The following is a 25,732-nucleotide window of genomic DNA, read 5'->3' as shown; positions in this document are numbered from 1 at the left end:
ATGAGTAGCGCCACGTCCGACCAGGACATCGCAGCTTCCGAACCCCGGGGTTTCGCCGCCGAGCGCCTCACCTTCTTCTCGGACGCCGTGGTCGCCATCGCGATCACGCTGCTCGCGCTCGAGCTGCCGGTGCCGGAGGGCCCCACCAGCGCCGAACTGCTGCGTTCACTCGGGCATAATCGGTCCGAATACATCTCCTTCCTGATCAGCTTCGCCGTCATCGCCGCGCACTGGCGCGCCCACCACCGCCTGTTCCACTTCGTCACGACCGTGCGCGGCGGGCTGCTGAGGGTCACCTTCGGCTGGCTGCTGATGATGGTGCTCATGCCCTTCGCCACGAGGGTGATCTCCGAGGACGGCGGGTTCGAGTTCCGCTTCGTGTTCTACGCACTGGTCCAGATCATCGCGCTGGTGCTGTTCCTCGTGATGATCCAGCAGATCCGGCGGCACCACCTCCACCGCGAAAGCACCCCGCCGGAGCTCTTCGGCGAGTTCTACCGCGGCATCGGCACGATGCTCGTCGCCTTCGCGGTCTCGATCCCGGTCGCCTTCTTCACGCAGTGGGCCTACGCGTGCTGGATCGTCATTCCTGTCCTGGGTAGCCTCCTTTTCCGGCTTCGCCGCCCGGCGGCGCGAGCCTGAGCCGTCATTCGCCGGTGGCGCCGTCGATCCGTTCGCGGACCAGGTCGGCCTGGCCGATGTGGCGCGCGTACTCGCCGATCATCCGCAGCATGAGCCAGCGCAACGTGAATGGCTTCCCCGTGCTGATCCGCGTCCCCGTCTGATCCATCGAGCTCGCCGCGACGATCTCCCGGGAACGCTCGCATTCGGCGTGCCACAAGGAAAACGCCTCGCCGACGTCACCGTCGAGCGACGTGAAGTCCTGCTCCGGGTCGTCGTCGGAGTAGTAGAGGTTCGGGAGGTCCTCGCCCGCGAACTGGATCCGGAACCACCACCGTTCGACGCCGGTGAGGTGCCGCAGCAGGCCGTGCAGCGTCAACGTCGACGGTGGTACCGAGCGTTCGGACAGCCTGGCCGGGGCCAGGCCTTCGCACTTCATCTCGAAGGTGCGCCGGTAGTAGTCGAGGCTTTCGGTCAGGGCCTGGCGCTCGTCCGCGACCGGCGTCGGGTCGGCCCGGTCGCCGGTCAGGCGGGCCGGGGCGGCGACTGGTGTGGTGTGTTCGGTCATGTGCGGAGCGTGCCACGGGGGTCCGACAATTTTCGGGCCACCGCCGCGCCCGGTGACCCGGCAACCGGCGTGAAAGCCCAGTTCAGACACGGTTTCGAGAACCCGGTAACGAAAGTCCGGGTGGGGCGATCTGATCTTCGTCAGCTGCTGCGATCACCCGTCCCCACCCCGGTCGGAGCGGCACCCCTCGTCCGGAATCAGGAGATCACGACCATGGAGCGAACCGGTCGAAGAACCGCCGTGCTGGCCGCGTTGACCGCAGCGGCCCTCTTCATGGCCCCGGCCGTCGCGTCCGCGGCGCCGGCACCCAGCTCGATCGACGTCAGCGACACCGCGCTGCACCCCGGCGACACCTTCACGGTCACCGAACAGCTGTACAACCCGACGGACTTCACCGTCACCGGCGCGAAGGCGGCGGTCTACGCCAAGGAAAAGCCGATCGTCGACCTGGTCGACCTGGTCTCGTGCGCCGGCACGATCGGCTGCGATCAGTACCTCAGCAGCTACCGCGGCGGCGTCGGCGACCTGGGCGCGGGCGAGAGCCGCACCGTGACGTTCACCTTCCGCGTGAAGGAGGACGCCGCCGGCGAGTTCACGCTGCAGCACCAGTTCGCGGGCGACAACTACGCGTTCGGCGTCGAAGACGGCCCCGCCGTCACGATCACGCCGCCCGCGAAGGCCGACGTCAAGGTCGCGCTGACCGCCACCCCGCGAGCCGGCCTGGTCGCGCGCGTCGACTACGTGATCACGGTGTCGAACACCGGCCCGGCGACCGCGACGGGCGTCCGCGTGACGGCCAACGCCGGCTCGGGCCGCACGATCACGTCAATGACGGGCTGCACCCGCTCGGGCGCGAGCCTGAGCTGCGCGATCGGCACGCTGGCCTCGGGCGCATCGACGACGGCGAAGTTCACGTCGGAGGGCGGTTTCTTCGCGTGGGGCGCGTTCACGGCAACGGCCCAGCGGACGGCCAGCACCCCAGCCGACCCGGCGGCGGCGAACGACTCGGCGTCGAAGAAGTGCACGGCCTACACGGGGCTGTACGTCACCTGCTGACGTCTGTCCACATCAGAGCGAGTACGGCGCCGAGCGAGCTCGGCGCCGTACTGCGTCCGCGGTCTCGTCGACGGTCTGCGCTGGTGTCCACGACGTTCTTTTGGTGCGGCGGGCCGGTGAGGATTAGCCGCGAACCGGACATGCAGGCATCATGCGGCGCGGACGGGCGCGGAACCAGTCTTGACCTTGGCGACGGCGTCAGCCGGACCCGGTGTGCGGGTGGGTGCGGGGGTCCTGGCTAGACTTGGGGTGCGGGCCGTTAGCTCAATTGGTAGAGCTGCGGACTTTTAATCCGTAGGTTCTGGGTTCGAGCCCCAGGCGGCCCACTCAAAAGCCCAGGTCAGCGGCCTACTGGTCGCCACTGGTCAAGATCGGCTCCCCGGGTTATCCCCGGAATTGGGGTCCGACGGTTTATCCAAGAGCCCTTCGAGGGCCTGCGCCGTGATCGGGTCGACCGTCTTCCGGCCCAGGTAGGTGTCCTGCGTCATCGACACCCGAGAGTGGCCGAGGTGGTCCGCGATCAGCCGCGTTGGTACGCCCGCGTCGTCGAGGGCGGTCGCCGTGGTCTTCCGGAAGTTGTGCGACGTGAGCCACAGGAAATCGTCCGATCCCCGGATTTCGCGAAGGACCCGGAGGACGTTGTTCGGGTCCCGCAGCGTGCCGGTCGTGCTGGCGAAGATCGGGCTAGCCAGAGGCCGGCCATCCGCCTTTGCCTCAGCCCACCGCCGCTCCAGCAGAGCCAGCGCCCAGGAAGGCAAGGGGAGTGCGCGCATGCTCGACTCCGTCTTCGGCCGAGGCTTGCGGAGCAGGCCCTCACCCTTGACCCGGACGACCGTGTGCGTGATGTCGACCGTGCCCTCGACGAAGTCGACGTCCTCCCAGAACGTCGCCAACGCCTCGCCGACCCGGACGCCCGCCGCCATCATGAAGCGCGAGAGGTCCGGCAGGTCCCAGCGCCGCGCCTTCTCGTTGGCCTCAACCCTCGCCAGCCACTTCGTACGCTCTTCAGCGTCCAGGGCCCGGGGCTTCTTCTTGCTCTTCGGGATACGGCGGGTGTCCCGCGTCGGGTTGCTGTCGATCGCGTCGTACCGAGCGGCGAGTCCGAGCATCCCGGAGAGCGCCGTCCTCGCGGTCTTGGCCGTCGACGCCCCGACGGTTCGTTGAAGCGCGCCGAGGAACCGGTCTAGCCGCATCACGGTCGCCTCACGTACCCGCAGCTCACCCATCCCCGGGACCACGTGCCGCTTGAGGATGGACTCGTACGTGTTGATGGTCGTCGGCGACTTGATGCCCTCCCGGACGTCCTGCTGGACCTGTTCGATCCACACGGCGGCAAGGTCTTTGAGTCGGGTCTCCCGCGTGATCTCCCCGGCCGTCGAGCCCTGCCAGTTGAGGAAGGCAGCTCGAAGCCGGTTCGCAGCTTGGGCTTTGGTCTTCCCCGATCGCTCGACCTCGCGGGTATGGCCGTCGAAGTCGCGGAACAGCGCGCGAGCCCGCCAGCCCTTCGCTGTTGCCGAATAGCGGATTTCTCCGTACGTCCCGATCTCCAGCTGAGGACGAGGCATCACGCCACCTCATCCGACAGTTGGTCGACCCACGAACGGACGTCCTCCGGGCGGTAACGGACGTACTTGCCGATCCGACGGCCGGCCGGACCGTAGCCCTTGGTCCGCCACTGGTACAGCGTCGAAACCGGGACACCGAGGTAGTTCGAGACGTCCTCGACCGTCCACAACCGACTGAACCCCGCATAGTTGTTCATGCCTCCCCCTTCCAGATCAGGCCGCGAGCTGAGTTGCCGAAGTTTCCGGACCGTCCCCTGGTGGTCCGGCGGCGGCGAGTAGCGCGCGGTCGTACTCGGCCTTCCACGTGATCCGCTCCGCGATCGCGCGCATGACCAGGTGCGGCCGGGGCGGGACCTGCGGGTCGCCGGGCTCGTCCTTCCGCCACACGAGCCGGGCGGGGTCGGGTTGTCGCTTCTCGATCCGATCACCGCGCGCGCCGCGATGCGCCTGCTGCGGGAGTGGGGCTTCGCGAACGGCCTCCGGGGCAAGGGCGTGTTCGTCCGCCGCCTGGACAAGCTGACGCGGATCGCGCCGCTGCGCTACTTCCGAGGCCAGGAGGCTCGCACGTACGTGCGAGAGGCCGAGGCTGCGAACGTCGAGATGCAGGTCGAGCACAAGACGACCAAGACGACGGCGCCGGCCAACATTGCCGAGCGGCTGGGTATCAACGAGGGCGACCCGGTGACCTGCACCCGGTACTTCATCCGGATGGGGAACCCGCCGCAGCCGGTCACGAGCAGTCTGGCGTGGGAGCCGCTGGCCATCACGGGCGGGACGGACATCGAGCTGCCGCACGAGGGGCCGCATGCTGACAAAGGCATCGTCGACGGGTTTTCGGCCATCGGACACGAGGTCAACCAGGTCGAGGAGCGCCTCGACATCCGCACGTCGACTGCTGAGGAAGCTAAGCTTCTCGATATCCCGGCGAACAGGCCGGTCGTACAGATCACTCAGACGTTCCGTGTAGCCGATCGGTTTGGTGCAGAAGACGATCTCGCTGTGGAGACAGCTGACATCCTCTTTCCTTCCGATCGGTATGAGCTTCGATATGTGATGTAAGTTCGCTAGCTTCGTCAGGGGGTCAGTACGCTTCGAACGCGTGCGCGAAAATAGGTCGCCCACGAACTTTGGAAGTCGAGCATACCCTTTGCGCATGCAAGAATCGAAGTTGCGTTTCCGGAACTGTCGAGGCCGTGCTTCTTGGCATATTCATGGAGCTTCCTTGCAAGGTGTGAAGCAAGCCACTTTCCCTTGAGTATTCTTGTATATCGACGGGAAGTGATTAGCGCGTCGATTCGGCCTTCTATCACTTTTCTTGCGGCGGTGTATGCGGCAGCGCCAGACGACTTCTCGATTGATTGCAGTAGTTTCGATAGAGCCTGCCGGTCCAGCTTCCCCTGCTTAAGTGGTGGTGGAGTATCGGGATTGGGTCCACCTTGAATAGCCAGGTGTGCCGAAATGTGACAGGCAACAAACCAATCCTTGCATTCAACGGCGTAAGCTTTTCGCCAGTTCCCTAGATCTCTAGCTGCATCTGACGCGCCGGTATCTGTCGTCGACAGCGTCCTTGCGAGTAGCTCTTTCTCGCTGCAGTCATTCAGGATATGCGCCTCCACGTCGGGCAATTGAGTATAAGTTAGATGCTTGGACCTTTTCATCTTCCCTGCGGTTCGATCATGGTCGGCGTCGACGCAGCACATGATTACCTTCCGGCGAGTGCCATTGCCAATTGACAGAGATTTAAGTTCCTTGAGTCGATCGTGAACTCGAAGAACCCCCTTCTTGCCCTGTAAGTTCTCTCCCAATTCTCGTCCGATTGACGAAGCCGTATAGGCGGTGACGCCGGCTTGTTTCAAGTCTGGCGACTTGTTGCACAAAGCCTCGTAGTACCACTGATCGTGATTCTTTCCCTCGACTACCAGAAATACCCGACTTCTCTTCGACATTCTCAGGCGTTGAAAAAATGCCTGTGATGAGAAAGCTAGTCGCCCCATTTTTATCCCCTCAGAGTTCGAAGATTTGATCCTCGTTAAGTGTTGCCATGATCTCTGGGGAATGTGTAGCTACGATGACCTGCAGCTTCGGATTTATGAGCCTGATGTAGTTGAGTAGGTCATGCTGCCAGTCGACATGCAAGGAAATTTCAGGTTCATCAATGATCATGCAGCTCTCGCCAGCGGCAAGGCACTCAAGAAAAATTCGAAGCAGCTGCTTCTCTCCACTAGCCAACGCATAAAGTGGGACTTCATTGTCGCCAGACCGAACGGTCAAGTCGCGTCGATCGAGAGTTACCGTCTTGTTGCCATAGAAAAGCTGGCTGAGAAGTGTCTCAATTTGCTTAACCGGAAAGCTCGAACTCTCCACCTCGTACTGGACGCTAACTATGTCTGTGACGATCTTTCTAAAAGTGATATCCTGTTCGAAGTGCTTGATGAATCCGGAAAGATTCGTCTTTGGAGGCTTCAAATTCTGGGCCTTGAAGAACGCTTGCACGGCTTGAAAGGCGTTACGCGCATCGATTTTTTCCGCGATATCCTCGTCGGAGACATTGCGCTCAATAACTGTTCGTGCAACCTGCGACAGGGCCCGGCGCTGAATTATTGTGGTCTTAGATAGAGCTTCGGTCGAGTATCTCCGCCAGAGGTTTTGAATATGAGTGGCGTAAATTTGATCAAAACTGCCCTCGTCTAGGGCGTCAACCCGCTGCTGTTGCGGAGAGCCGCGATACCATCTGGTGTCTCGTTCCGAGACTCGCGAAATGGAAAGGTAGCCGTGCGACATGCTGTAGCTTTTGGGCAAATCAGGAATACTTTTCCACTGCGGCTCGTCTTCGCGGATGACTTTACGAATATAGTTCGCAAGGTCTTCGCCTTGGTCAGTGTCGGGTTCCGGACTGAGCTTACCTCCTGTCTCGGTTTTGGCACTTACGGTACGGTCGAATGTTTTAGTGACGAATGTGTCTAGATTTTCATCAAAAACCTTAACTCGTGCGCGCGAGAAGGGTACATTCTTGATTATCTTCACATCGTTGGTGAGTGCGCTGTGAAGGATCTTTAGGAGCGAAGTTTTTCCACATCCGTTGCTGCCCCATAAGACGTTCATATCTTCGTTCAACTTCGCGTTGACGACTGTTTTTCTGCCAGCTAGTCCAGCAACCGAAAACGACTCAATGCGAACCATGCTGTCTCCAAGTCTGAGAGGCGCACAACTAGCAACCACGACGGTTTGGCTCTTGCCGAATCTGGCTCTATGGGATCAAGGGCGCGCCGCCGGGCGGCGCGCCTGTCGCCTGGCGTAGCTGCTCCCGTTGGCGACCACGCCAATGCCCGGCACGGCCGGCTCCGCTCCGCTCTGCCGACCGGCCGGGCGGCGTGGCCGCCTTCGGTGCAGTTGCGCAGCGCCGCCCGCCGACGGCGTGTCTGAGCCGTTCAATCAACGTCGAGCCTCCCTCGCCGATGAGTCGTACAACTCGGGTCGCCGTCAGGCACCACCGTGTTACGCCCAGTCGGTGGTAAGCACCATCCCGAAGCTTGATCGTGACAACGGCCGGTGACGCCGCGTCAAGGCTGGAAAGCGTGCCTTGACCCGACGCCACCGGCCGCGTGCTGGCTTCGTATCGGGATGGCGGGGGAGGTGTGGGCGGTGAGGTCAGGGCTCCTGGCCAGCCAGTTGCCGGGCGGCGTCCTGGTGGAACGACACCAACTCAGGCAACGCGACGACCGCTCGCGACACCGTCGAGAGGTCGTGGCCCTCTTTGCTCCACGGCGGCGGGAAGGTGTGAATGCCCTGGTTGGCCGCGATTGCGTCAACCTCGTTCTCCCAGCCTGGCCAGCGTAGATTCTCGTAGAACCTGTCGAGCGATCCGGCGAGCACCGCGTGCAGCCAGTCGGCGTAGCCCTGCTCCAGGTCTTGCCATTCGAGGAGGTCCGGCCCGAAGTAGTGGATGGTCGGCCGGCCCGCAGGGTTGACAGCCCAGACGTACACGCCGCCCAGCACGTCATAGGCGACTGGCAACGTGCCGGAGCCGGGTTCGGCGCGATCCAAGATGTCGGGCAATGCCTCTGCTCCGCTGCCGAGCACCCGCAGCCAGCCGTGGTCCACCAGTAGCCCGCCCGTGTGGCCGACGACGGCACCCAACCACGAGGTAGTCGTGATGCGCAGCTCGCGCAGGCAGTGGGCAGCACGCTCGCTCTCCGAGTCGAGCACGACCACCGGGTACGGTGCAGCCGCGACTGCTGCGGACACTTCGTCCCATGCCGATGTCGTCACGTCGAAGAGCCTGTCAGACGACAGTAGGATGGTCCTGCGCGAGTAGGTGGCTCGACCGCCGAGAAGCCATGATCATCTCCCCGGTTTTCCCCCGGGAAACGACGCAGAACGACGAGAATCAGCGACCGACCATGATCGTCTCGCGCGGACGTCCGTGCAGGTGAAGACTGGTATCGACAGATGACGAGAACTAGCCGCTGACCTGGGCTTATTCTCCGTAGGTTCTGGGTTCGAGCCCCAGGCGGCCCACCATTCCCCGGCCTGATCGACCGGGGTGACAGGCGGTGAACATGGACGCGACCAGGCGGCTGATCGTCCTCCGGCACGCGAAATCGGACTGGTCCGACGACCTCCCCGACCACGAACGTCCACTGGCCCCGCGCGGGATACGCGACGCACCCAAGCTCGGCCGCTGGCTCACCGAAAACGGCTACCTCCCCGAATACGTCCTCTGCTCCACCGCCCGCCGCACGCGAGAAACCTGGGAGCGCGTGAGCGACGCGCTCCCGAAGAGGCCGCCGGTCGAGTACGACGAAGATCTCTACGGCGGCAGCCCCGAAGAGTTCCTCAAAGCCGTCCGTCGGATTCCGCCGGGAGTCACCACGCTCGCCCTCGTGGGGCACGAGCCCGGTGTCAGCGAACTGACCCTGGACCTCGCCGGCTACGGGGACGACACCCGGTTGGTCCAAACCAAGTTCCCCACCTGCGCCGCGGCCGTGCTCAGCACCGCCGACACCTGGGCGAACCTCGGCGCGGCAAAGCTCGAAGCCTTCTTCCGCCCGCGCGACTGACCCCTGAGGCATTGCCTCAGTGATGTTCACATGCGTACTCTCCATTCACTCACAGGATGAATGTTCATATTTGTGAATGGAGCGGACATGGTTCTCCGCCACACCGTCGTGGCCGCGCTCGCCGTAGCGGGCCTCTTAACCTCGACGACGACGCCCGCCGAGGCAACGACAAAGCACGGCTGCACCGTCCCGGTCATCGGGGCGATCTGCGCGCCGCAAACCGTCGTCCTCGACGGCAACCAGCTGCTGCGCACCAAGTTCGCCGCCCTTGTCGGGGAAAAGACCTCCAAGACCGCCCTCGGCAACCTGCTCAAGCAGGCCAAGACCGACCTCACCACCGGGCCCTGGAGCGTCACCACCAAGAAGCAAGTCCCGCCCAGCGGCGACAAGCACGACTACCTCAGCCTCGCGCCCTACTGGTGGCCCACGACCCAGCCGACCGCCGAAAACCCCTGGGGCTGCCCGTTCGTGCAGAAGGACGGCCAGCGCAACCCCATCGTCGACGAGATCACCGACCACGCCTACCGCGGCGACGCCTTCGCCGCGATCTACCGCCTTGCCCTCGCCTGGTACTACACCGGCGACGCGCGCTACGCCCAGCGCGCGGCTCTCGACCTGCGTACGTGGTTCCTCGACGCCGCCACGAAGATGAACCCGAACATGAACTACGCCCAGGGCATCCCGTGCAAGGTCGACGGCCGCGGCATCGGCATCATCGAGTTCTCCTACACGCTTTCCCAGGTCGTCGACGCCACCGCGATCCTCGCCACCGGCGCCCCGGGCTGGACGAACACCGACCAGGCCGGCATGACCGGCTGGTACACGCAGTTCCTGACCTGGCTGCGCACCAGCAAGAACGGCACCGACGAGGCCAAGGCCCAGAACAACCACGGCAGCTTCTACGACATGCTGGCCGCCGCGCTCGCGCTCGGCACCGGGCAGCGGGACCTGGCGAAGACGATCACCGAAGCCGCCGGGCCGAACCGCATCGCGCCGCAGGTCAACACCGACGGCTACCAGCCCGCGGAGGCGAGCCGGACGCGCAGCTGGCACTACTCCAACTTCAACCTCGTCGCGCTGACACGGCTCGCCCAGATCGGCAAGCACGTCGGCGTAGACCTGTGGCACTACACCGCACCCAGCGGCGCGACGCTCTTCAAGGCGGTCGACTTCCTGATCCCGGCCGCGACGACCGGGCAGTGGCCGTACCCCGAACTGGACTTCCGGCCGTACGCCGCGCTCGACGTCCTGCACGCGGCGGCCGACGCCGGCGACAAAGCGGCGCGGACGGCCTTGCCGCGCGTGCCCGTCGAACCCGGCGGCGACCTCTACCCGATCCGGCCCGCCGCGGAACAGCTCGACGACATTTCGACGTCCTGAACAAATGAGGGCCCGGCCAGCAGGCCGGGCCCTCATCCAAAAATCAGACGCCCGCGACCTGCGAAATCCAGCTGCGATAACGCGTGATGTTCGTGTACGCCGTGTTGTTCGACCGGTCGCTCGTCGACGCGACGCCGACCTGACGGCCGGAAGCGAACATCGGGCCGCCCGAGTCGCCGCCGGCGGTGATGCCGTTGACGCGGTTCGCGCACACCGCGACGCCGCCGGTGTAGTCGCTGCAGCTGATCGAGTTCACGCGCACCGTCGCGACCTTCAGGTATCGCGACTGGCAGTTGATCTCGGAGCCGCACTGGCTGGTCGCGCCCCAGCCGTACACCGAGACGTTCTGGCCGACCGAGACGTCACCGACGCTGCCGAGTGGCGAGTAGGTGGCGTTCACCGAGGTCGTGAGCCGGACGATCGCCAGGTCGGCGCTGCCCGGGTACCGCGTGATGGTGGAGCCGGTGGCCGTCGTCCCGCCGCTGGTCTGGTCGAGGCTGCCGATCCGGAACGTGTACGTCCCGGAGCTGCTGACGCAATGCTTCGCGGTCAGGATGTACTGCGGCGCGATGATCGTCGCGGTGCAGTTCTGCTGGCCGTTGACGAACAACCGGGCCGCCCAAGGACCGCTCGAGGCGGTGCTGCCACCGATGATCGACGGCTGGGCCTGCGGGGTGGTCTGGGCCGACGCCGGGCCGCCGAGGCCGACGACGGCCAGCGCGGTACTCGCGGCCAGCAGCACGAACTTGCCGAATTTCACGCTCACTCCTTTTCGTGCGGAGAACCCGCACGGGAAAGCCGGTGGGGACCGAACGAGAAGAGTGTCCGAGTTTTCGGGGAATGTCCGGAACCGACGAAAGTCCGGTGGCGTCCGTATTTATTTCGCCGAATGGACTACGTGCTGTTCCCGTACTGTTCCGCACTCAACCCACGGGTGGACACCCACTTCAATCCGGAGCTTGAGGACTCCGGCGGCGCGCCGCCCTAGCGTTTCCGAGGGGGAAACCGGAGGGGGAGACATGGGCGTGAAGGCCGAGCGGGTCGCGCTGGGGATGGTGCTGGGGGTCGCGGCGGCGTTGTGGGGCTGGGCGCTGGCGAGGCCGCTCCAGCCGTACTACGCCGCCGCGGTGCACTCGATGTCCCACGACGTCTCGGCGTTCTTCTTCGCGGGCTTCGATCCCGCAGGCGTCGTCACGGTCGACAAGCCCCCGCTCGCGTTCTGGACCCAGACGCTCGGCGTGGCCGTGTTCGGCTTCCACCCCTGGGCGATCGCGTTGATCCAGGTCATCGAGGGTGTGGCCGCCGTGTTCGTGCTGCACCGGGTGGTGCGCCGCTGGGCCGGTCCGCGGACCGCGCTGCTCGCCGCGGCGCTGTTCGCGCTGACGCCGATCACCGCGGCGATCAACCGCGACAACCTGCCGGACACCCTCCTGGTGCTCCTGCTGCTGCTCGCCGCCTACTGCGTCACCCGCGCGCTCGAGAACCCGCGGTGGCTGGTGTGGGCCGGGGTGTTCGTCGGGCTCGGTTTCCTCACGAAGATGCTCGCCGCGTGGATCGTGCTGCCCGGTCTCGCGCTGGCCTACTTCGTCGCGGCGCCCGGCTCGCGCGGCCGACGGCTCGCGTGGATCGGTCTGGCCGGCGTGGTGACGCTCGTCGTGTCGCTGGCCTGGCCCGTCGTCGTGACGCTGTGGCCGGGCGCGAAGCCGTTCGTCGGCAGCACGACGGACGGCTCGGTGTGGCAGCTCGCCTTCGGCTACAACGGCGTGACGCGGCTGGTCGGCGGGTCGACCGGGATCGGCGGCGGCTACGGCGCCACGGTCGGCGCGGCACTCGGCGGCGGCCCCGGTCCGCTGCGGCTGTTCGACGCCGAGGTCGGCGGGCAGATCGCGTGGCTGCTGCCGCTCGCGCTGGTGTCCCTGGTCGTCGCCGCGTGCCGCGCCCGGGGTGCCGCGCCGCACGTGCGGGCCGGCTGGGCGTTGTGGGGTGGCTGGCTGGTCGTCGGCGCCGCGGTCTTCTCGTTCACCGGCGGCATCTTCCACGCGTACTACACCGCCGAACTCGCTCCGGCGATCGCGGCGCTCGCCGCGTCCGGGCTGGTCACGGCGTGGCGCTCGCCGGTGCGGTTCGCCCTGCCGGCCGCCGTGGTGGGGACCGCGCTGCTCGCGTACGTCCTCCTCAGCCGGACGCCGGACTGGCTGCCGTGGCTGCGCTACACCATCCTCGCCTTGGCACTGCTCGCCGTCGTCGCGGCGCTTCTACGGGCCCCCCGCGTGACGGCGGTGGTCGCGCTGGTGGCCATCGTCGCTGGTCCCGCTGCCTTCGTCGTCGACACCGCGGTGCGGCCGGTCAGCGTGCTGGAGACCGCCGATCCGGAGGCCGGCCCGCCGTCGACGGCCGCGTTGCACACGATCGTCGGCATCAACACCGGCCAGGGCGCGGAGGCCGGGTATGTCCGGTTCATCGACAGCGCGTACCAGCTCAGCGCGGGGCAGCGGGAGGTACTGGCGTACGCGCAGGCGTCCACCGCGGAGATCACCCTGGCCATCGAAGGCGGGACGTACGGCGCGGATCCGTTCCTGCTGAACACCGACGCCCGGGTGGCGCCGCTGGGCGGTTACCTCGGCTTCGATCCGGCGCCGCCGGCGGCCGACCTGCCGCGGTGGGTGTCGGCCGGACGGCTGCGGTTCGTGCTCTTGCCGCAGGTCTTCGTCGACATCGGCCGCGGCGCCTCGAAGCAGCGGACGGCGGTGGCCGCCGCGACCGATGCCGGCGAGCTCACCCGGCGGGTCGGGTGGGAGGCGAAGCACTGCCGTCCGGTGCCGCCGGCGCTGATCGGTCCGGACGCCGCGGGCGCGGGGGTGCTGTTCGACTGCGGGGTCAGGCAGTGACTTTGGCGGGGGCGGTGCGGCGCAGCCAGTACAGGCCGATGACCGGCAGCACCAGGGGGATGAACAGGTAGCCCTCGCCGTAGACCGACCAGACGGTCGGGTGCCGGAACGCGGCCGCGTCGACCAGGCTGAGCGTGCCGATGGTCAGCACGCCGAGCAGCTCGATGGAGCACGCGGTGAGGGCGACGCGCCACCAGGCGTCGCCGCGCTTGGCCAGCGCGATCGTCGCGACGATGTAGACGACCGCGGCGAACGCCGAGAGCAGGTAGGCCAGCGGTGCTTCGTGGAACTTCGTGCTGATCTGGACGCCGGCCCGCGACGTCGCGGCCAGCGCGAAGATCGCGTACACGGCGACGAGCACCCGTCCGGGGCCGGAGGCCGTCCTACGCTGTTGCTCCACTCCACACCTCGTTCAGTCGCAGCACCATCACCGGGATGGCCAGGCAGGCGATGCCGAGCACGGCGGTGCTCGACCGGCTCCGCTCGGCCAGCGCCCAGGCGGCGCCGACGGGCAGCACGACCAGGCAGCCGATCAGGTAGGCCAGGTAGGTCGCCAGGCTGCCCGGCCGGTCGCCGCCGGCGAGCAGCACGATCCCGATCACCAGCTGGACGACCAGCAGCGCCTCGACGACGGCGATCCCGATCAGGAGCGGGTTGTCCGGCAGTCGGTTGCGGGCCGACTGGACGAAGCTCCAGAGCGCGACGAGCGTGGCCGCCACGGCGACCGTCACGGCGAATCCGAAGATCACCCGTTCCTCCTTCCGGTCCGCCGGCCGCCAACTTACTCCGTGGTACCCGTGGGTCCGATCGCCGAGGTGCCCGGGGCGTGGCGTGGGCCACCCGGGCTACTCCACAATGGACACCTCCGCGTCAACGAGGTGGGCCGGTGCCTCGAAATTTGATCACCGGATCGGCTTGATGGCATTCTGCCAATTCGCCGGTTTATTCCGCGTAATCCTTGTGTGGACCTGGGGGAATGTCGTAAAAAGCTTCGTGTTACACCCCGACAGGGTGGTTGGCGACCGGCCAAGAATCACGCTGGGTTCGACTGTCGACTGGTAAGTGACCTTTTTGCCTACCTCGGATAGCCCAGTTGAACCCCCGGGTTGGCGGATAGGCACGAGGCCGTCCGGCATGGGGGAATATTCCTCGTCCCGGAGCCGCGGCGCCCTGGGAGAACACACGAAGGGGTATCTTCCGATGGACCTGCGCTACGAAGCATTTTGCTTCGCCGACCCGTTGTTCTACGACGAACAACAGGAAATCGGTGCGCCGGTCGATGATTTCGCCCAAGCGCTGCCGGCGCCGGCCGAGGGCTGGGTCACCGCCGACCGTGGAGTCTGGCGGGCACTGCGTCCCGAAGGCCGGCAACTTCCCGGGCAGGGGTGGAAAATCCACATCTCCGCTGGCCTGGACAACGCGCGGCGCGTGCTCGTGCAGGTGCACGAGTACTGCATCGAGCACTTGATCTCCTACAAGCACCTCCGCTCGCCGATGATCCTGCTCGCCCGGAATTCGAAATACGCTCCCCGTGACGGCAGCGCCAAGCTGATCACCATTTACCCGGCTGACGAGGACGAGCTGGAGCGTGTTCTGGAAGATCTGGCGGACCGGCTCGACGGCGAACACGGCGCCTATATCCTGAGCGACCTGCGCTACGGAAGCGGTCCATTGTATGTCCGTTACGGCGGCTTCGCGGAGCGGTGGGTGGAGCACGGCGGCACGCGCGTCCTGGCGATCAGCAAACCGGACGGAACGCTCGTACCCGATAATCGGGAGCCCCGGTTCTCGGTGCCCGACTGGGTGAAGGTCCCGGCCTGCCTGAGCGCCAGCATCGCCGCGCGAAAGGCCGGCGACCCGGCGCAGTTCCCCTACCGGGTGACGAGCTCCCTGCACTTCTCCAACGGCGGCGGCGTCTACCTGGCCACCCGCAAGAGTGACGGCAAGGAGGTCGTCCTCAAGGAGGCCAGGCCGCACGCCGGCCTCGACCGGACGCGCACCGACGCCGTCGAGCGCCTGCGCCGCGAGCACGAGGTCCTGGAGCGGCTGGACGGCATCCCCGGCGTGCCGCGCGCGTTCGAGCGGTTCACCGTCTGGGAGCACCACTACCTGGCCATGGAGCACATGCCGGGCACGCCGCTGGGCGGCTGGCTCGCGCTGAACTACCCGCTGACCCGGCGCAACCGCACCGACGGCGACCTGACCGCCTACACCGAACGCGCCCTCGGCCTGCTCGGCAAGCTCGAGCGGATCCTCGCCGCGGTGCACGACCGCGGGCTCGTCTTCGGTGACCTGCACCCGCAGAACGTCCTGATCGACCCGGAGACCGACGAGCTCTCGCTGATCGACTTCGAGCTGGCGGCGGACGCCGACGGCGGCGACCGGCCCGCGCTCGGGGCACCGGGCTTCCGGGCGCCGGCCGACCGGTCGGGCACCGAGGTCGACGAGTACGCCCTCGCCGCGTTCCGGCTGTGGTTCTTCCTGCCGCTCACGACACTGCTCGAGCTGTCGCCGGCGAAGCTGCGCGGCTACGCCGACTTCGTGCAGCGCACGTTCGACGTCCCCGAGGGGTACGCCGACGCGATCGTCGCCGGACTCGCTCCGCGCCCGGAGCCGGCGGGTCCGGCGATCACCACCACCGAGCTGGACACCTCGCGGCCGGACTGGGCCCTCGTCCGCAAGCAGGTCACCGCCGCGATCCTGGCGTCGGCGACCCCGCAGCGGACCGACCGGCTGTTCCCCGGCGACATCGAGCAGTTCCGGCTGGGCGGCGCGTGCTTCGGCAACGGCGCGGCGGGCGTCCTGCACGCGCTGGACGTGTCCGGCGCGGGGCGGTTCCCCGAGTACGAGCGGTGGCTGCTCGACTCGGTCCGCCGCGAGCCGCCGCCGCGGCCCGGCTTCTTCGACGGCACGCACGGCATCGCGTACGTGCTGGAGAACTTCGGCCACCACGACGCTGCGACCCGCCTGCTGGCCTCGTCGGCGCAACTGGTCGCGCAAACCACCGACCACGCGCTCGAAGGCGGCCTTTCCGGCATCGCGCTGACGCAGCTGCACTTCGCGGCGCGACGGCACGACAACGAGTACGGCCGGCAGGCGCTCGCCACCGCGGTCCGCCTGGCGGAAGCGCTGGACACCGCCACGCCGCCCGGGAAGGCCGGCCGCGCCGGGCTGCTCAACGGCTGGTCCGGGCCCGCGCTGCTGTTCGTCCGCCTGTACGAGCAGACCCATGAGGAGCTGTGGCTCTCCCTGGCCGACCAGGCGCTGCAGCGCGACCTCGAAGAATGCGTCACCACGGACGACGGATCGCTGCAGGTCCGCGACGGCGAGAGCCGGACGCTGCCCTACGTCGGCGTCGGCAGCGCCGGGATCCTGATGGTCGCCGAGCAGCTCGCACGGCACCGTCCGGAGGCCGAGTCGCTGAAGAGCCGTCCGGGCCTGCGCGAAGCCTGCCGAGGCGAGTTCGTCGTCTTCCCGGGCCTGCTCTTCGGCCGGACCGGCCTGCTGGCCGCGCTGGCCATGGACCCGGAACCGGACGAAGTCGTCCGCGCCGCGGTCGACATGCACCTGGCCCGGCTGGCCTGGCACGCCGTGCCCTACAAGGACGGCCTCGCGTTCCCCGGCAACCTGCTCCTGCGGTTGTCGATGGACGTCACCACCGGCGGCGCGGGCATCCTGCTCGGCCTCGCCGCGGTACTGGACGGCAGGGCGTTGCTGCCCTTCCTCGACGGAACGCAGTCCCCCCAGATCTCCGGTCGCTGACCGGGGCGTGAAGAAACGAAGAAGGGAAGATCATGGAATTCGTTCTGGAGTTGCAGTCGCTCGACGCCCTCGACGGTCACGAGGGTGGCGGCGGCGGTGGCGGCGGCCAGTCGAACCTGAGCCTGCTGGCCAACTGCCACAACAGCACCCTCAGCGTGGTCGCCTGCCCGTAATCGGGTGAGGAAGGTGCGGGAGCGGCACAGGCCAAGTGCGCCGCTCCCGCACCTTCATTCTGCGCTCCCGCACGTCGCTGCGGGAACTCGTTCGAAGGAGTGAGATGACGGCGTCCGCGGACCGGCTGCTCGTCGCGACGCTCCGGCTGGACCGAGGCCGTCTCTGTGCGCTGGGCGTCACCGCGCTCGTCGCCACGGGGGCGGCCCTGTTGCTGCCCGGCGCGCTCGCCGCCGCCGTCGACGCGGCGGTCTCCGGCCGCCCGGCCCTGGCCGCCGTCCTCTGGCTGCTCGCCGTCGGCGCGGCCGAGATCGCGGCCGACATCGCGGGCAGCCTGCTCACCGTCCGGCTGATCAGCTCCGCCACGGCCTGGCTGCGGCGTGAGCTCGCCGGCCGGCTCTTCGCGCTGGGCGCGCGGTCACCCCTCGCCGAAGGCGACGCGATCAGCCGGCTCAGCGGCGACTGCACCGGCGCCGGCGCCATCGGCACGCTGGCGGTCCAGCTCGTCGCGATCGTCCTGATCTCCACCGGTTCGATCGCCCTGCTCGCGCTCCTCGACTGGCGGCTCGCCGTCGTCTTCCTCGTCAGCGTCCCGTTCGCACTGCTCATCGCCCGGGCCCACCTCCGCCGCACCGCCGACGACGTCCTCACCTACCAGCGCGTCTCGGGCGAGCTGGCGGCCCGCATGGTCGACGCGGTCACCGGCCTCCGCACCATCGCGGCGTCGGGCATCGCGGACCGCGAAGCCATCCGAGTCCTGCGGCCGTTGCCCCGGCTCAACCGGGCGGGCCGCGGCATGTGGCGCACTCAGGCCCGGATGGTCTGGCGCGCCGCGCTGCTCTTCCCGGCCGTCGAGCTCGCCGTGCTGATGGCCGCCGGGTTCGGCGTGCAGGCGGGCCGGCTCAGCATCGGCGACGTCCTCGCCGCCCTCGGCTACGTCGCCCTCGGCATGCGGCTCGTCTCCCAGATCCCGCTGCTCACCGCGGTCTCGAAGGCGCGGTCGTGCGCCGAGCGCCTGACCGAGGTCCTCGACCTGCCCGTGCCCGAGCCGGGCAGGCTCGGGCTGCTGCCGGGCGACGGCACCCTCGTCGTCCGGCACGCCCGCGTGGCCGGCGCGCTGGAGAACATCGACCTGACGGTGGTGGGCGGGACGTTCGCCGCCGTCGTCGGCCGGTCCGGGTCGGGGAAGTCCGCGCTGGCCGGCGTCCTCGGCGGGCTGGTGACGCCGGACGAGGGCAGCGTCCTGCTCGACGGCCGGCCGCTCGACCGGCTGCGCCCGGAGGAGCTGCGCGCGGTCGTCGGGTACGCGTTCGAACGCCCGGCGCTGCTGGGCACGACGGTCGCGGAAGCCGTCGGCTACGGCTCTTGGGCGGGCGACTCCGCGGTGCGCGCCGCCTGCCGGACCGCGCAGGTCGACGACGTCGTCGTCCGCCTTCCCCACGGCTACCACACGCTGCTGGCCGAGACTCCGCTGTCCGGCGGCGAAGCGCAACGCCTCGGACTCGCCCGCGCGATCGTGCACAACCCACGCGTGCTCATCTTCGACGACGCGACCGCCAGCCTCGACACGATCACCGAGGCGGCGGTCGAGCAGGCGATGGCGACGGCGTTGCCCGGCCGCACCCGGATCGTCGTCACCCACCGCGCGAGCACGGCCGCCCGCGCCGACCTCGTGGTCTGGCTCGAGGACGGCCGGATCCGCGCGACGGCGCCCCACGCGGCACTGTGGCGCGAGCCCGCCTACCGCGCGGTCTTCACCGAGGACAGCGTCACGGCAGGCAGCCCGTGAGCTTGCGACGGCTGTACTGGGCGAAGCTCGCCGGCCAGTGGCGCGGCGGCCTCGTCCTGCTGCTGTGCTCGGCGCTCGAAGGCGTGCCCGCGTTCTTCTCGGGACGCCTGGTCGAGCTGGCTGTCGACCGCGGGTTCGCGGCCGGGAGCCCCGCGACCGGGCTGGTGTGGCTCGGCCTGTTCGGCCTCGCCGCCCTGCTCGGCGCGCTGGGCTCGCGCCTGGTGTGGCACCAGCTCGGCCAGGTCGTCGAGCCGCTGCGCGACGAGCTGGTGACCGCCGTGGTCCGCGGGGTGCTCCACGACGAGTCGCCGCCCCGCAATCAGCCGGACGCCAGCGGCGTGGCCCGCATCACCCAGCACGTCGAGGTCGTCCGCGACGCCACCGGCGGCCTGCTCGTCCAGGCCCGCGGCATGCTCGTGACGACGATCGGCGCGCTCGCCGGCCTGGTGACCGTGGCCGGCGGACTGGTCGTGCCGGTCGCGATCCCGGTCGTCGTCGCGGTGACCGCGTTCGCGTGCCTCCTGCCCTCACTGGCCCGCCGCCAGCGCACGGCGGCCATCGCCGATGAGCACATGGCGGCGACCGCGGGCGCGTCGCTGTCCGGCCTGCGTGACGTCGTCGCCTGCGGTGGCGAGCCGATCGCGACGCTGGCCGTGTACGAGGCCGTCGACGCCCAGGCACGCGCCGCGGTCCAGGTAGCCCGCTCGGGCGCGCTCCGGTCGCTGGTGATCGCCATCGGCGCGTTCGTGCCGCTGCTGCTGGCCCTGGTGCTGGCACCCGGCATGGTCGCGCGCGGCGAGCTCACCCCCGGCGCGGCACTGGGCGCGCTGGTCTACCTCGCCACCACCATGCAACCGGCGCTGCGCGGCCTGGCCGCCACCGCCAGCACGGTCGTCCTCCGCCTCCTCGTGGCGCTGCGCCGCCTGTCCGAGACCGCCCGGGTCCCGGCGGCCCAGGACGGCATCGCCCGGCCGGACGGCGCGGACGTCCGGCTCCGCGGGCTGACCTTCGGCTGGGGCGCCGCGGCCGAGCCCGTCCTGCGCGACCTGGACCTCGACCTCCGGCCGGGTGACCACCTGGCAGTGGTCGGCCCGAGCGGGATCGGCAAGTCGACACTCGCCGGGCTGGTGACCGGCATGCTCACCCCCCAGGACGGCCGCGTGCTGCTCGGCGGGGTGCCGGTGCGGGATGTGCCCCCGGCGCTCCGGCACGAGCTGGTGGCACTGATCCCGCAGGAGGCCTACGTCTTCGCCGGCACCGTGCGGGACAACCTCGCCCTGTTCGCCCCCGGCGCGTCCGACGCCGTGCTACTGGCCGCGGTGACGGCCATCGGCGCCGACGACCTGCTCCGCCGGCTCGGCGGGCTGGACGGCACGATCGGCCACGGTGGCGAAGGTGTCTCCGCCGGTGAAGCGCAGCAGCTGGCCCTCGCGCGGGTGTACGCGACTTCGGCGCGCGTGGTGATCCTCGATGAAGCCACCTCCCATCTCGACCCGCCCTCGGAAGCCCGTGCGGAGCGGGCCTTCGCCGCACGGGACGGTGTTCTCGTGGTGATCGCGCACCGGTTGTCCTCCGCCCTGCGCGCCCACCGGGTACTGGTCATGGACGGCCGCGAGACCGTGCTCGGCAGCCATACCGAGCTGCTCGCCCGGTCGGCCCGGTACGCCGAGCTGATGCAGGCGTGGGCGCCGGTGACTGGGGAAGCAGCCACCGAAGTACCGTTGCCCGCGGGCGAGGCGGTGCCGGTCGGCGCCGACGTGGTGCGCCGGCACCGGATTTCCCGGACCACGCGGGCGAGCTGATCGCTGGTCCACTGTGGACCGTGCTCGACCGCTGTTCCAGATTATCGCCGCCCGCGGCGAGGGGAAGCCCCGTCCGCGAATCTGTGGACAACTCGCCGATCCGCACGCCCCCTGTGGACAACTCGGGCCGATCGGCCGGAGTTGCCGGTGCGGTCGTGCATCATCGGAGGCACCGGGAGTTCCGCCCCGGAACCGGCACCGTCAGAGAGGAGGTGAATCGCCGACGGTGGACGTCATCCGGGCTGTAGTGCTTCCAGCGCCTCACGCAGTTTGCCGGAGACCGGTGTCGGCCGGCGGGACTCGCGGTCCACGAAGACGTGCACGAAGTGCCCTTCCGCGACCAGGGACTCGTCGGCGGCGTACATGCCGATCTCGTAGCGCACGCTGGACTTCCCGAGATTCGCTACCCGCAGTCCCACCCGCAGCGCACCAGGAAAGGAAACCGATGAGTGATACCCGCAGTGCGACTCGACGCACAGCCCGATCACCTCCCCGGCTTCGATGTCGAGGCCGCCCTGTTCGATGAGCCACGTGTTGATCACGGTGTCCATCAGCGAGTAGTGCACCACGTTGTTGACGTGCCCGTAGACGTCGTTGTCCTTCCAGCGCAACGGAACCGTCTGCCAGTGCGGGTACCCGTTCACCACAGCGACACCGACTCGCGCAGGATGCCGGACAGGTCGTCCGCGGACGCCTCGCGGGGTGCGGTCGCCAGCAACCGCTGCTGCTTCAGCGTTCCCTCGACCAGCGAGTCCACATCGGACTCCGCGTAGCCGACGGCGCCGATGCCGTCCGGGATGCCGATCTGCCGCATCAGGTCGATCAGCACCGCGGGCAGGTGGTCGGCGAAGTCGCCGGGCCACTCGAAGTCGGGCGCCAGCAGGCGGGCGACGCGCAGGTGGCGGTCCGGCGCCGCGGTGAAGGTGAAGCGGAACGCGGCGGGCGCGGTCAGTGACACGGCCATGCCGTGCGGCACCATGGGTTCTTCGCCCGGATAACCGTTTGGGTGGAAATCGCGGACTTGGCCGGCGATCGGGTACGCGTTGGCGTGCGGGATGTGCACGCCGGCGTTGCCGAAGCCGAGCCCGGCGAACGTCGCGGCCAAGGCCATGGCTTCGCGGGCCTTGAGGTCTTCGCCGTCGCGCACGGCGGCGGGGAGGGCCCACGACAGCAGCCGCAGCGACTGCTCGGCGAACATGTCGGCCAGCGGGTTCGAGCCGCAGTAGGGCACGCGCTGCTCCGGGCGCTTGCGCTCGAACTCGGTGTACGGCTTCGCGGTGTAGCTCTCCGCGGCGTGGCAGAGGATGTCCATGCCGCTGGCGGCGGTCACTCCAGCTGGCTGGCTGACGGTGAGCCGCGGGTCGACGACGGCGAGGGTGGGGCGCAGCCGCAGGTGGCTGATCCCGCTCTTGACGCGCAGGGAAAGCACGTCCAGGACGCAGACCGTGGTGCTCTCCGAACCGGTGCCGGTGGTGGTGGGTACCGCGACCAGCGGCTTCAGCGGGCGATCCGGTGCGCGGCCGCCGCCGACAGGCGCGTTGACGTAGTCCATCAGCTCGCCGTCGTTGCTGGTCAGCAGGTTCGCTGCCTTCGCGGTGTCGATGGCCGATCCGCCGCCGACGGCGACGAAGGCGTCGTACGGGCCGGTTCCGCGCGCGAAGTCAACCGCCTTCTGCATGCTGACATCGGTGGGCTCGACGTGTACGCCGTCGAAGATCTCGGTCTCGATGCCGTAACCCGCGATGCCGTCGGCAATGCGGCGCGGCCAGCCGGTCGCGGCGACTTGCGGATCCGTCACGACGAGCACGCGGTGCGCGCCGTACTGGGTCAGGTCGTAGCCGATCTCGTCGCTGGCGCCGGTGCCGTACTTCAACGCCGGTGCGCCATAAGTAAAAACGGTTTCATGTTCGGTCGCGGCCAAGACTGCGGTCCTCGCTCCCTTGATCGGCTAGCAGTCGGTCAAAGCGGACATTCAGTCCATCCTTACCGGGTTTCGGCGAAGATCACTTGACTGCACTGAACGGTGCCCGCCTAAGCTCTCCTCATTAGATACCAACTGGGAGCGACCGTCGCCCAGACGGCCGTGCGGATCCTGACCGAGGCGCGTGTCCGCCGTGTGTACGCGGTGGTCGGTGAGTCTTTCCTCGAGCTGCTCGACGCGCTGCAGCGCGAGCGGGAGATCACCGTGGTCTCGGCGCGCCACGACGCGGGCGCAGCCTTCATGGCGGAAGCCGAAGGCAAGCTCACCGAACGGCCCGCCGTGCTGCTCGCCAGCCGGGGGCCGAGTGCGGCGAGCCTGGCTATCGGCGTCCAAACGGCGTACCAGGACGAGACGCCGATGGTCGTGCTGCTGGAGACGCCGGCGACCGAACCGGTGCCGTCGTGGTCGGGGGAGCTGCCGACGTCGGACCTGACGGCCATGTTCGAGTCGATCGCCAAGTCGACTTTGCGGGTGACCGACCCGGACGGCCTCCCAGGGCTGCTCGCGCACGCGCTGACGACGTCGCAGGAAGGACGGCCGGGGCCGGTCGTGCTCGGCGTGCCCTGCGACGTCTGGGGCATGCCCTACGACGCGGCGAAGCCGATGGCGCGGGTGCGGCCGCCGGCGTCGGGGACGCTGGGCCGTTCGGCGGACGCCGTCGCGCAGTTGGTGGACGAGGCGAAGTACCCCGTGGTCATCGTCGGTGGGCGGGCGCGGTCCGCGCGCGATGAGCTGATCGCGGTCGCCGACGAGCTCGCGCTGCCCGTCTACAACGCCTTCCGGCGGCAGGACGCCTTCCCGGAGAACCACGCCCGCTACGCCGGTCACCTCGGGCTCGGCATCCCCGCGCGGCAGCTGGACGCCTTGGAACGTGCGGACCTGGTGCTCGCACTCGGCACGCAGCTCGACGAGGTGACCACGCAGGCCTACCGCTACCCGACCGCCCAGCAGACGCTGGTCATGGTCGGCACCGGGATCGACGTCAGCCCGAAGCGGCGCGGCCTCACCTTCCGGGTCGACTCGGAAGTCGAGCCGTTCCTGCGGGAACTGCGGGAAGTCGCGTCGCCGCGGACGCGGCGGGCCTCGGCGGCGAACGCCGCGGTCCACACCTTCATGACGCCGCCGGACACCAGCGGCAACACGCGGGTGCACCCCGTCGACGTCGTCCGCGCGCTGCGGAAGCTGGCGCCCGAGGACACCATCGTGACCAGCGACGCGGGCAACTTCGCGCAGTTCATGCACCGGTATTGGTGCTTCACCGCGCCGCGCAGCCAGCTCGGGCCGAGCAACGCCGCGATGGGCTACGCCGTGCCGGCCGCCGTGGCGGCGAAGCTGGCCGAGCCGCGGCGGACCGTCGTCGCCATGGTCGGTGATGCGGGTACGTTGATGACGGGGCAGGAAATCGAAACGGCCGTCCGGTACCGGGCGCCGGTGATGGTCGTCGTCTTCCAGAACGGCGTGCACGGCGCGCTCGCCATGCACCAGGCCCGCACGCACGGGCGGCTGTCCGGGGTGTCCATCCCGCTGACCGACTTCGCGTCCTGGGCGCGTGGACTCGGCGCGGCGGGGTACACGGTGGACGACCGGGAGGAGCTCGAGCCGATCATCGCCAGCGCGCTGGTGCGGCAACGGCCGTGCGTCATCGACGTGCGCACGGACCCGGACGTCGTGACCCCGGACGTGCGGCTTTCGGCCCTGCTCGGGCAGGGGCGTCCGCAACCTCCCGCCCAGTAAGGGTTTTGCTCGGTTTCACTTCGGGAAACGCCGGGAAAGTTGTGTGGTAGCACAGCCATGGCTCGGGTAATCTGACGGTGTTCCGGTGGTGGTTCGCCGCTGAACGTTCCCGGCCGGGTCCCGGCGGGAGACAACCGGTTTCTGTCGGTGCCGGATGGCACCATCGCGGTCATCACCCGCAGGTAAGCGGGTAGGGAACGAGGGGAGTTTCGACGTGACCGATCACCAGCACGCATCCGAAGCAGCGCGGAAGTCCTCCGGCGTCGTGCCGGTGCTGTTCAGCGCCAGTGCCGAGGCCCACGACGACGCCGTGGTCGCCGCGGAGCACGACACCGCTTGGCGGTCGCCGTTCAGCGCGGAGGGGCTGCGCCCGGCGAGTGGCGAATAGCTCACCCCGCACGGGTGAAGACAGCTTGTCCGTCCCGCTCGAGGTGTGCTTTACTGCTGAAGGTCTCGATTTTTGTGTTCGTGTTGAGTCACGCTCGCAGAACTCAGCGGGCGTAGTGTCTCCTCGCCGAGGAAGCAAACCGTCCGGGTGTTGACCCGGGTCGCCGAAGTGGCTTCCTGTTTGGTGTTGCATATGGAGATTTTTAATGACTCAGGGCACTGTGAAGTGGTTCAACTCCGAGAAGGGGTTCGGCTTCATCACCCCCGACAACGGTGGCGGCGACGTCTTCGTTCACTACAGCGAGATCCAGGGTAACGGCTTCAAGAGCCTCGAGGAGAACGCTCGCGTCGAGTTCGAGATCGGCCAGGGCCAGAAGGGCCCGCAGGCCACGTCGGTCACCGTGATCTGACTTTGATCTTGGGGAAGGGCCGTCACCCGTTCGGGGTGGCGGCCCTTTTCGTATGCTGCGTACCATGATCGAGCACGGTTACACCGTCTCCGGGATGAGCTGCGGACACTGCGCCCAGTCGGTCACCGAAGAACTCACCGGCCTGCCGGGAGTGACCGAAGTGGACGTCGACGTCGCGACCGGCCGGGTGGTCGTTCGCGCCGAGGCGGCGCTGGCGGAGGACGACGTCCGCGGTGCGGTCGAAGAGGCCGGCTTTACCTACGCGGGTACGGCGAGTCTCGTCTCGTAGCGTTTTCACCGGGGCTTGGCCTCGGTTGGTTGTTCTCCGGCCGTCTGGGCTCCGGGTTGGACAGTCCAATGGAGATCGAAACGCCGGTGTGACGTTCGGCTCAGCCGAGCGAGACGCGCCTGGCTCCGCAGCGCGCTGACGGTGGGCGTTGCGGCGTGGCTGGCGCCGGGGCCGCTGCTTGACCGGCGCCGGTGGTTCCGATCTCGGCCCGGCCAGCGCTGGACCGCCGCGAGCCGCTCGGGGGCTTCCTCATCCTGCACACTGCAACG

At 68.3% G+C, this 25,732-nt stretch carries 25 protein-coding genes, 1 tRNA gene and 1 pseudogene; 15 read left to right on the top strand and 12 right to left on the bottom strand.

Annotated elements, in window-relative coordinates; translation table 11 throughout:
- Positions 1-642 (top strand): TMEM175 family protein, encoded by a 642-nt coding sequence (locus ACIRSS_RS31880; RefSeq protein WP_400901276.1) that lies wholly within the window; start codon positions 1-3, stop codon positions 640-642.
- 4 nt (positions 643-646) lie between these two features.
- Here the strand turns inward: ACIRSS_RS31880 and ACIRSS_RS31875 are convergent, their stop codons facing one another.
- On the bottom strand, positions 647-1,189 hold the full coding sequence (locus tag ACIRSS_RS31875) for a DinB family protein (protein ID WP_400901274.1): 543 nt from the start codon (positions 1,187-1,189) through the stop codon (positions 647-649).
- Positions 1,190-1,402: 213 nt separating this feature from the next.
- Between ACIRSS_RS31875 and ACIRSS_RS31870 the strand changes: the two genes are divergently transcribed.
- Together ACIRSS_RS31870 and ACIRSS_RS31865 are read left to right on the top strand one after the other, a co-directional pair.
- A complete protein-coding gene (locus tag ACIRSS_RS31870; protein WP_400901272.1) occupies positions 1,403-2,245 on the top strand; it encodes a hypothetical protein in 843 nt (280 codons plus the stop codon).
- Positions 2,246-2,498: 253 nt separating this feature from the next.
- A tRNA-Lys gene (locus ACIRSS_RS31865) sits at positions 2,499-2,571 on the top strand.
- Positions 2,572-2,610: 39 nt separating this feature from the next.
- On the opposite strand, the gene xerC is transcribed toward ACIRSS_RS31865, so the two are convergent.
- The 3 genes and pseudogenes from xerC to ACIRSS_RS31850 form a co-directional block, all read right to left on the bottom strand.
- Positions 2,611-3,810, bottom strand: coding sequence for a tyrosine recombinase XerC (xerC, locus tag ACIRSS_RS31860; protein ID WP_400901270.1), 1,200 nt, complete (start codon positions 3,808-3,810; stop codon positions 2,611-2,613).
- Complete coding sequence (locus tag ACIRSS_RS31855; RefSeq protein WP_400901268.1) at positions 3,810-4,007, bottom strand: helix-turn-helix transcriptional regulator; 198 nt, start codon at positions 4,005-4,007, stop codon at positions 3,810-3,812. The genes xerC and ACIRSS_RS31855 overlap by 1 nt, the downstream gene beginning before the upstream one ends.
- A 16-nt stretch (positions 4,008-4,023) precedes the next feature.
- Positions 4,024-4,230 (bottom strand): annotated as a pseudogene (locus ACIRSS_RS31850) (replication initiator protein); the annotation flags it as partial.
- Positions 4,231-4,251: 21 nt separating this feature from the next.
- Between ACIRSS_RS31850 and ACIRSS_RS31845 the strand changes: the two are divergent.
- Positions 4,252-4,869 carry a UTRA domain-containing protein gene (locus tag ACIRSS_RS31845; protein WP_400901266.1) on the top strand — a complete coding sequence of 206 codons (618 nt, stop codon included), beginning with the start codon at positions 4,252-4,254 and terminating at the stop codon, positions 4,867-4,869.
- A gap of 14 nt (positions 4,870-4,883) precedes the next feature.
- On the opposite strand, the gene ACIRSS_RS31840 is transcribed toward ACIRSS_RS31845, so the two are convergent.
- From ACIRSS_RS31840 to ACIRSS_RS31830, 3 genes are all read right to left on the bottom strand, one after another.
- Positions 4,884-5,756: a hypothetical protein gene (locus ACIRSS_RS31840; RefSeq protein WP_400901264.1), complete on the bottom strand. Its 873-nt coding sequence runs from the start codon at positions 5,754-5,756 to the stop codon at positions 4,884-4,886.
- A gap of 58 nt (positions 5,757-5,814) precedes the next feature.
- On the bottom strand, positions 5,815-6,990 hold the full coding sequence (locus ACIRSS_RS31835) for an AAA family ATPase (RefSeq protein ID WP_400901262.1): 1,176 nt from the start codon (positions 6,988-6,990) through the stop codon (positions 5,815-5,817).
- Between the two features lie 468 nt (positions 6,991-7,458).
- Entirely contained in the window at positions 7,459-8,079 is a 621-nt protein-coding gene (locus ACIRSS_RS31830; RefSeq protein ID WP_400901260.1) for a DUF2625 family protein, read from the bottom strand.
- 290 nt (positions 8,080-8,369) lie between these two features.
- Here ACIRSS_RS31830 and ACIRSS_RS31825 point away from each other — a divergent pair, with 290 nt between their 5' ends.
- Positions 8,370-8,870: a SixA phosphatase family protein gene (locus ACIRSS_RS31825; RefSeq protein WP_400901258.1), complete on the top strand. Its 501-nt coding sequence runs from the start codon at positions 8,370-8,372 to the stop codon at positions 8,868-8,870.
- A gap of 87 nt (positions 8,871-8,957) precedes the next feature.
- Positions 8,958-10,250, top strand: a complete 1,293-nt coding sequence (locus ACIRSS_RS31820; RefSeq protein WP_400901256.1) for an alginate lyase family protein — start codon at positions 8,958-8,960, stop codon at positions 10,248-10,250.
- Between the two features lie 43 nt (positions 10,251-10,293).
- Here the strand turns inward: ACIRSS_RS31820 and ACIRSS_RS31815 are convergent, their stop codons facing one another.
- The gene (locus ACIRSS_RS31815) at positions 10,294-10,968 is read right to left on the bottom strand and encodes a S1 family peptidase (RefSeq protein ID WP_400901943.1); all 675 of its coding nucleotides are present in this window, start codon (positions 10,966-10,968) and stop codon (positions 10,294-10,296) included.
- A gap of 301 nt (positions 10,969-11,269) precedes the next feature.
- Between ACIRSS_RS31815 and ACIRSS_RS31810 the strand changes: the two genes are divergently transcribed.
- Entirely contained in the window at positions 11,270-13,138 is a 1,869-nt protein-coding gene (locus ACIRSS_RS31810; RefSeq protein ID WP_400901254.1) for an ArnT family glycosyltransferase, read from the top strand.
- Here ACIRSS_RS31810 and ACIRSS_RS31805 read toward each other — a convergent pair.
- Both ACIRSS_RS31805 and ACIRSS_RS31800 read right to left on the bottom strand, forming a co-directional pair.
- Positions 13,128-13,499 carry a hypothetical protein gene (locus ACIRSS_RS31805; protein ID WP_400901941.1) on the bottom strand — a complete coding sequence of 124 codons (372 nt, stop codon included), beginning with the start codon at positions 13,497-13,499 and terminating at the stop codon, positions 13,128-13,130. The genes ACIRSS_RS31810 and ACIRSS_RS31805 overlap by 11 nt on opposite strands.
- 22 nt (positions 13,500-13,521) lie before the next feature.
- Complete coding sequence (locus ACIRSS_RS31800) at positions 13,522-13,887, bottom strand: hypothetical protein (RefSeq protein WP_400901252.1); 366 nt, start codon at positions 13,885-13,887, stop codon at positions 13,522-13,524.
- Positions 13,888-14,338: 451 nt separating this feature from the next.
- On the opposite strand from ACIRSS_RS31800, the gene lanKC reads away from it, so the two are divergent.
- The 4 genes from lanKC (at position 14,339) to ACIRSS_RS31780 (ending at position 20,662) form a co-directional block, all read left to right on the top strand.
- Positions 14,339-16,900: a class III lanthionine synthetase LanKC gene (lanKC, locus tag ACIRSS_RS31795; protein WP_400901250.1), complete on the top strand. Its 2,562-nt coding sequence runs from the start codon at positions 14,339-14,341 to the stop codon at positions 16,898-16,900.
- A gap of 32 nt (positions 16,901-16,932) precedes the next feature.
- On the top strand, positions 16,933-17,073 hold the full coding sequence (locus tag ACIRSS_RS31790; RefSeq protein ID WP_400901248.1) for a SapB/AmfS family lanthipeptide: 141 nt from the start codon (positions 16,933-16,935) through the stop codon (positions 17,071-17,073).
- A 104-nt stretch (positions 17,074-17,177) separates the two neighbouring features.
- Complete coding sequence (locus tag ACIRSS_RS31785) at positions 17,178-18,860, top strand: ABC transporter ATP-binding protein (RefSeq protein WP_400901246.1); 1,683 nt, start codon at positions 17,178-17,180, stop codon at positions 18,858-18,860.
- Entirely contained in the window at positions 18,857-20,662 is a 1,806-nt protein-coding gene (locus ACIRSS_RS31780; RefSeq protein WP_400901244.1) for an ATP-binding cassette domain-containing protein, read from the top strand. Before ACIRSS_RS31785 ends, ACIRSS_RS31780 begins: the two co-directional genes overlap by 4 nt.
- Positions 20,663-20,895: 233 nt before the next feature.
- On the opposite strand, the gene ACIRSS_RS31775 is transcribed toward ACIRSS_RS31780, so the two are convergent.
- Positions 20,896-21,309, bottom strand: coding sequence for an acyl-CoA thioesterase (locus tag ACIRSS_RS31775; RefSeq protein WP_400901242.1), 414 nt, complete (start codon positions 21,307-21,309; stop codon positions 20,896-20,898).
- Positions 21,303-22,583 carry a hydroxyacid-oxoacid transhydrogenase gene (locus ACIRSS_RS31770; protein ID WP_400901240.1) on the bottom strand — a complete coding sequence of 427 codons (1,281 nt, stop codon included), beginning with the start codon at positions 22,581-22,583 and terminating at the stop codon, positions 21,303-21,305. Before ACIRSS_RS31770 ends, ACIRSS_RS31775 begins: the two co-directional genes overlap by 7 nt.
- A 135-nt stretch (positions 22,584-22,718) precedes the next feature.
- Here ACIRSS_RS31770 and ACIRSS_RS31765 point away from each other — a divergent pair, with 135 nt between their 5' ends.
- From ACIRSS_RS31765 to ACIRSS_RS31750, 4 genes are all read left to right on the top strand, one after another.
- Positions 22,719-24,377 (top strand): thiamine pyrophosphate-binding protein, encoded by a 1,659-nt coding sequence (locus ACIRSS_RS31765; protein WP_400901939.1) that lies wholly within the window; start codon positions 22,719-22,721, stop codon positions 24,375-24,377.
- A 214-nt stretch (positions 24,378-24,591) separates the two neighbouring features.
- Positions 24,592-24,765 carry a hypothetical protein gene (locus ACIRSS_RS31760; RefSeq protein WP_400901238.1) on the top strand — a complete coding sequence of 58 codons (174 nt, stop codon included), beginning with the start codon at positions 24,592-24,594 and terminating at the stop codon, positions 24,763-24,765.
- Positions 24,766-24,970: 205 nt separating this feature from the next.
- Positions 24,971-25,174 carry a cold-shock protein gene (locus ACIRSS_RS31755; RefSeq protein WP_013222289.1) on the top strand — a complete coding sequence of 68 codons (204 nt, stop codon included), beginning with the start codon at positions 24,971-24,973 and terminating at the stop codon, positions 25,172-25,174.
- A gap of 64 nt (positions 25,175-25,238) precedes the next feature.
- On the top strand, positions 25,239-25,463 hold the full coding sequence (locus ACIRSS_RS31750) for a heavy-metal-associated domain-containing protein (RefSeq protein WP_400901236.1): 225 nt from the start codon (positions 25,239-25,241) through the stop codon (positions 25,461-25,463).
- Positions 25,464-25,732 lie beyond the last annotated feature (269 nt).

The sequence above is a fragment of the Amycolatopsis sp. NPDC101161 genome, assembly GCF_044768185.1.
Lineage (GTDB): Bacteria > Actinomycetota > Actinomycetes > Mycobacteriales > Pseudonocardiaceae > Amycolatopsis.
The sequence above is the reverse complement of the archived record's forward strand: the minus strand, read 5'-3'. Positions and strand labels throughout refer to the sequence as shown.

Bases quoted from the DNA above. Each gene is read 5' to 3' on its own strand.
- ACIRSS_RS31835 (WP_400901262.1), bottom strand. From the start codon at position 6,990: ATGGTTCGCATTGAGTCGTTTTCGGTTGCTGGACTAGCTGGCAGAAAA.
- ACIRSS_RS31870 (WP_400901272.1), top strand. From the start codon at position 1,403: ATGGAGCGAACCGGTCGAAGAACCGCCGTGCTGGCCGCGTTGACCGCA.
- xerC (WP_400901270.1), bottom strand. From the start codon at position 3,810: ATGCCTCGTCCTCAGCTGGAGATCGGGACGTACGGAGAAATCCGCTAT.
- ACIRSS_RS31810 (WP_400901254.1), top strand. From the start codon at position 11,270: ATGGGCGTGAAGGCCGAGCGGGTCGCGCTGGGGATGGTGCTGGGGGTC.
- ACIRSS_RS31855 (WP_400901268.1), bottom strand. From the start codon at position 4,007: ATGAACAACTATGCGGGGTTCAGTCGGTTGTGGACGGTCGAGGACGTC.
- ACIRSS_RS31825 (WP_400901258.1), top strand. From the start codon at position 8,370: ATGGACGCGACCAGGCGGCTGATCGTCCTCCGGCACGCGAAATCGGAC.
- ACIRSS_RS31875 (WP_400901274.1), bottom strand. From the start codon at position 1,189: ATGACCGAACACACCACACCAGTCGCCGCCCCGGCCCGCCTGACCGGC.
- ACIRSS_RS31750 (WP_400901236.1), top strand. From the start codon at position 25,239: ATGATCGAGCACGGTTACACCGTCTCCGGGATGAGCTGCGGACACTGC.
- ACIRSS_RS31880 (WP_400901276.1), top strand. From the start codon at position 1: ATGAGTAGCGCCACGTCCGACCAGGACATCGCAGCTTCCGAACCCCGG.
- ACIRSS_RS31790 (WP_400901248.1), top strand. From the start codon at position 16,933: ATGGAATTCGTTCTGGAGTTGCAGTCGCTCGACGCCCTCGACGGTCAC.
- ACIRSS_RS31785 (WP_400901246.1), top strand. From the start codon at position 17,178: ATGACGGCGTCCGCGGACCGGCTGCTCGTCGCGACGCTCCGGCTGGAC.
- lanKC (WP_400901250.1), top strand. From the start codon at position 14,339: ATGGACCTGCGCTACGAAGCATTTTGCTTCGCCGACCCGTTGTTCTAC.
- ACIRSS_RS31820 (WP_400901256.1), top strand. From the start codon at position 8,958: ATGGTTCTCCGCCACACCGTCGTGGCCGCGCTCGCCGTAGCGGGCCTC.
- ACIRSS_RS31755 (WP_013222289.1), top strand. From the start codon at position 24,971: ATGACTCAGGGCACTGTGAAGTGGTTCAACTCCGAGAAGGGGTTCGGC.
- ACIRSS_RS31840 (WP_400901264.1), bottom strand. From the start codon at position 5,756: ATGTCGAAGAGAAGTCGGGTATTTCTGGTAGTCGAGGGAAAGAATCAC.
- ACIRSS_RS31845 (WP_400901266.1), top strand. From the start codon at position 4,252: ATGCGCCTGCTGCGGGAGTGGGGCTTCGCGAACGGCCTCCGGGGCAAG.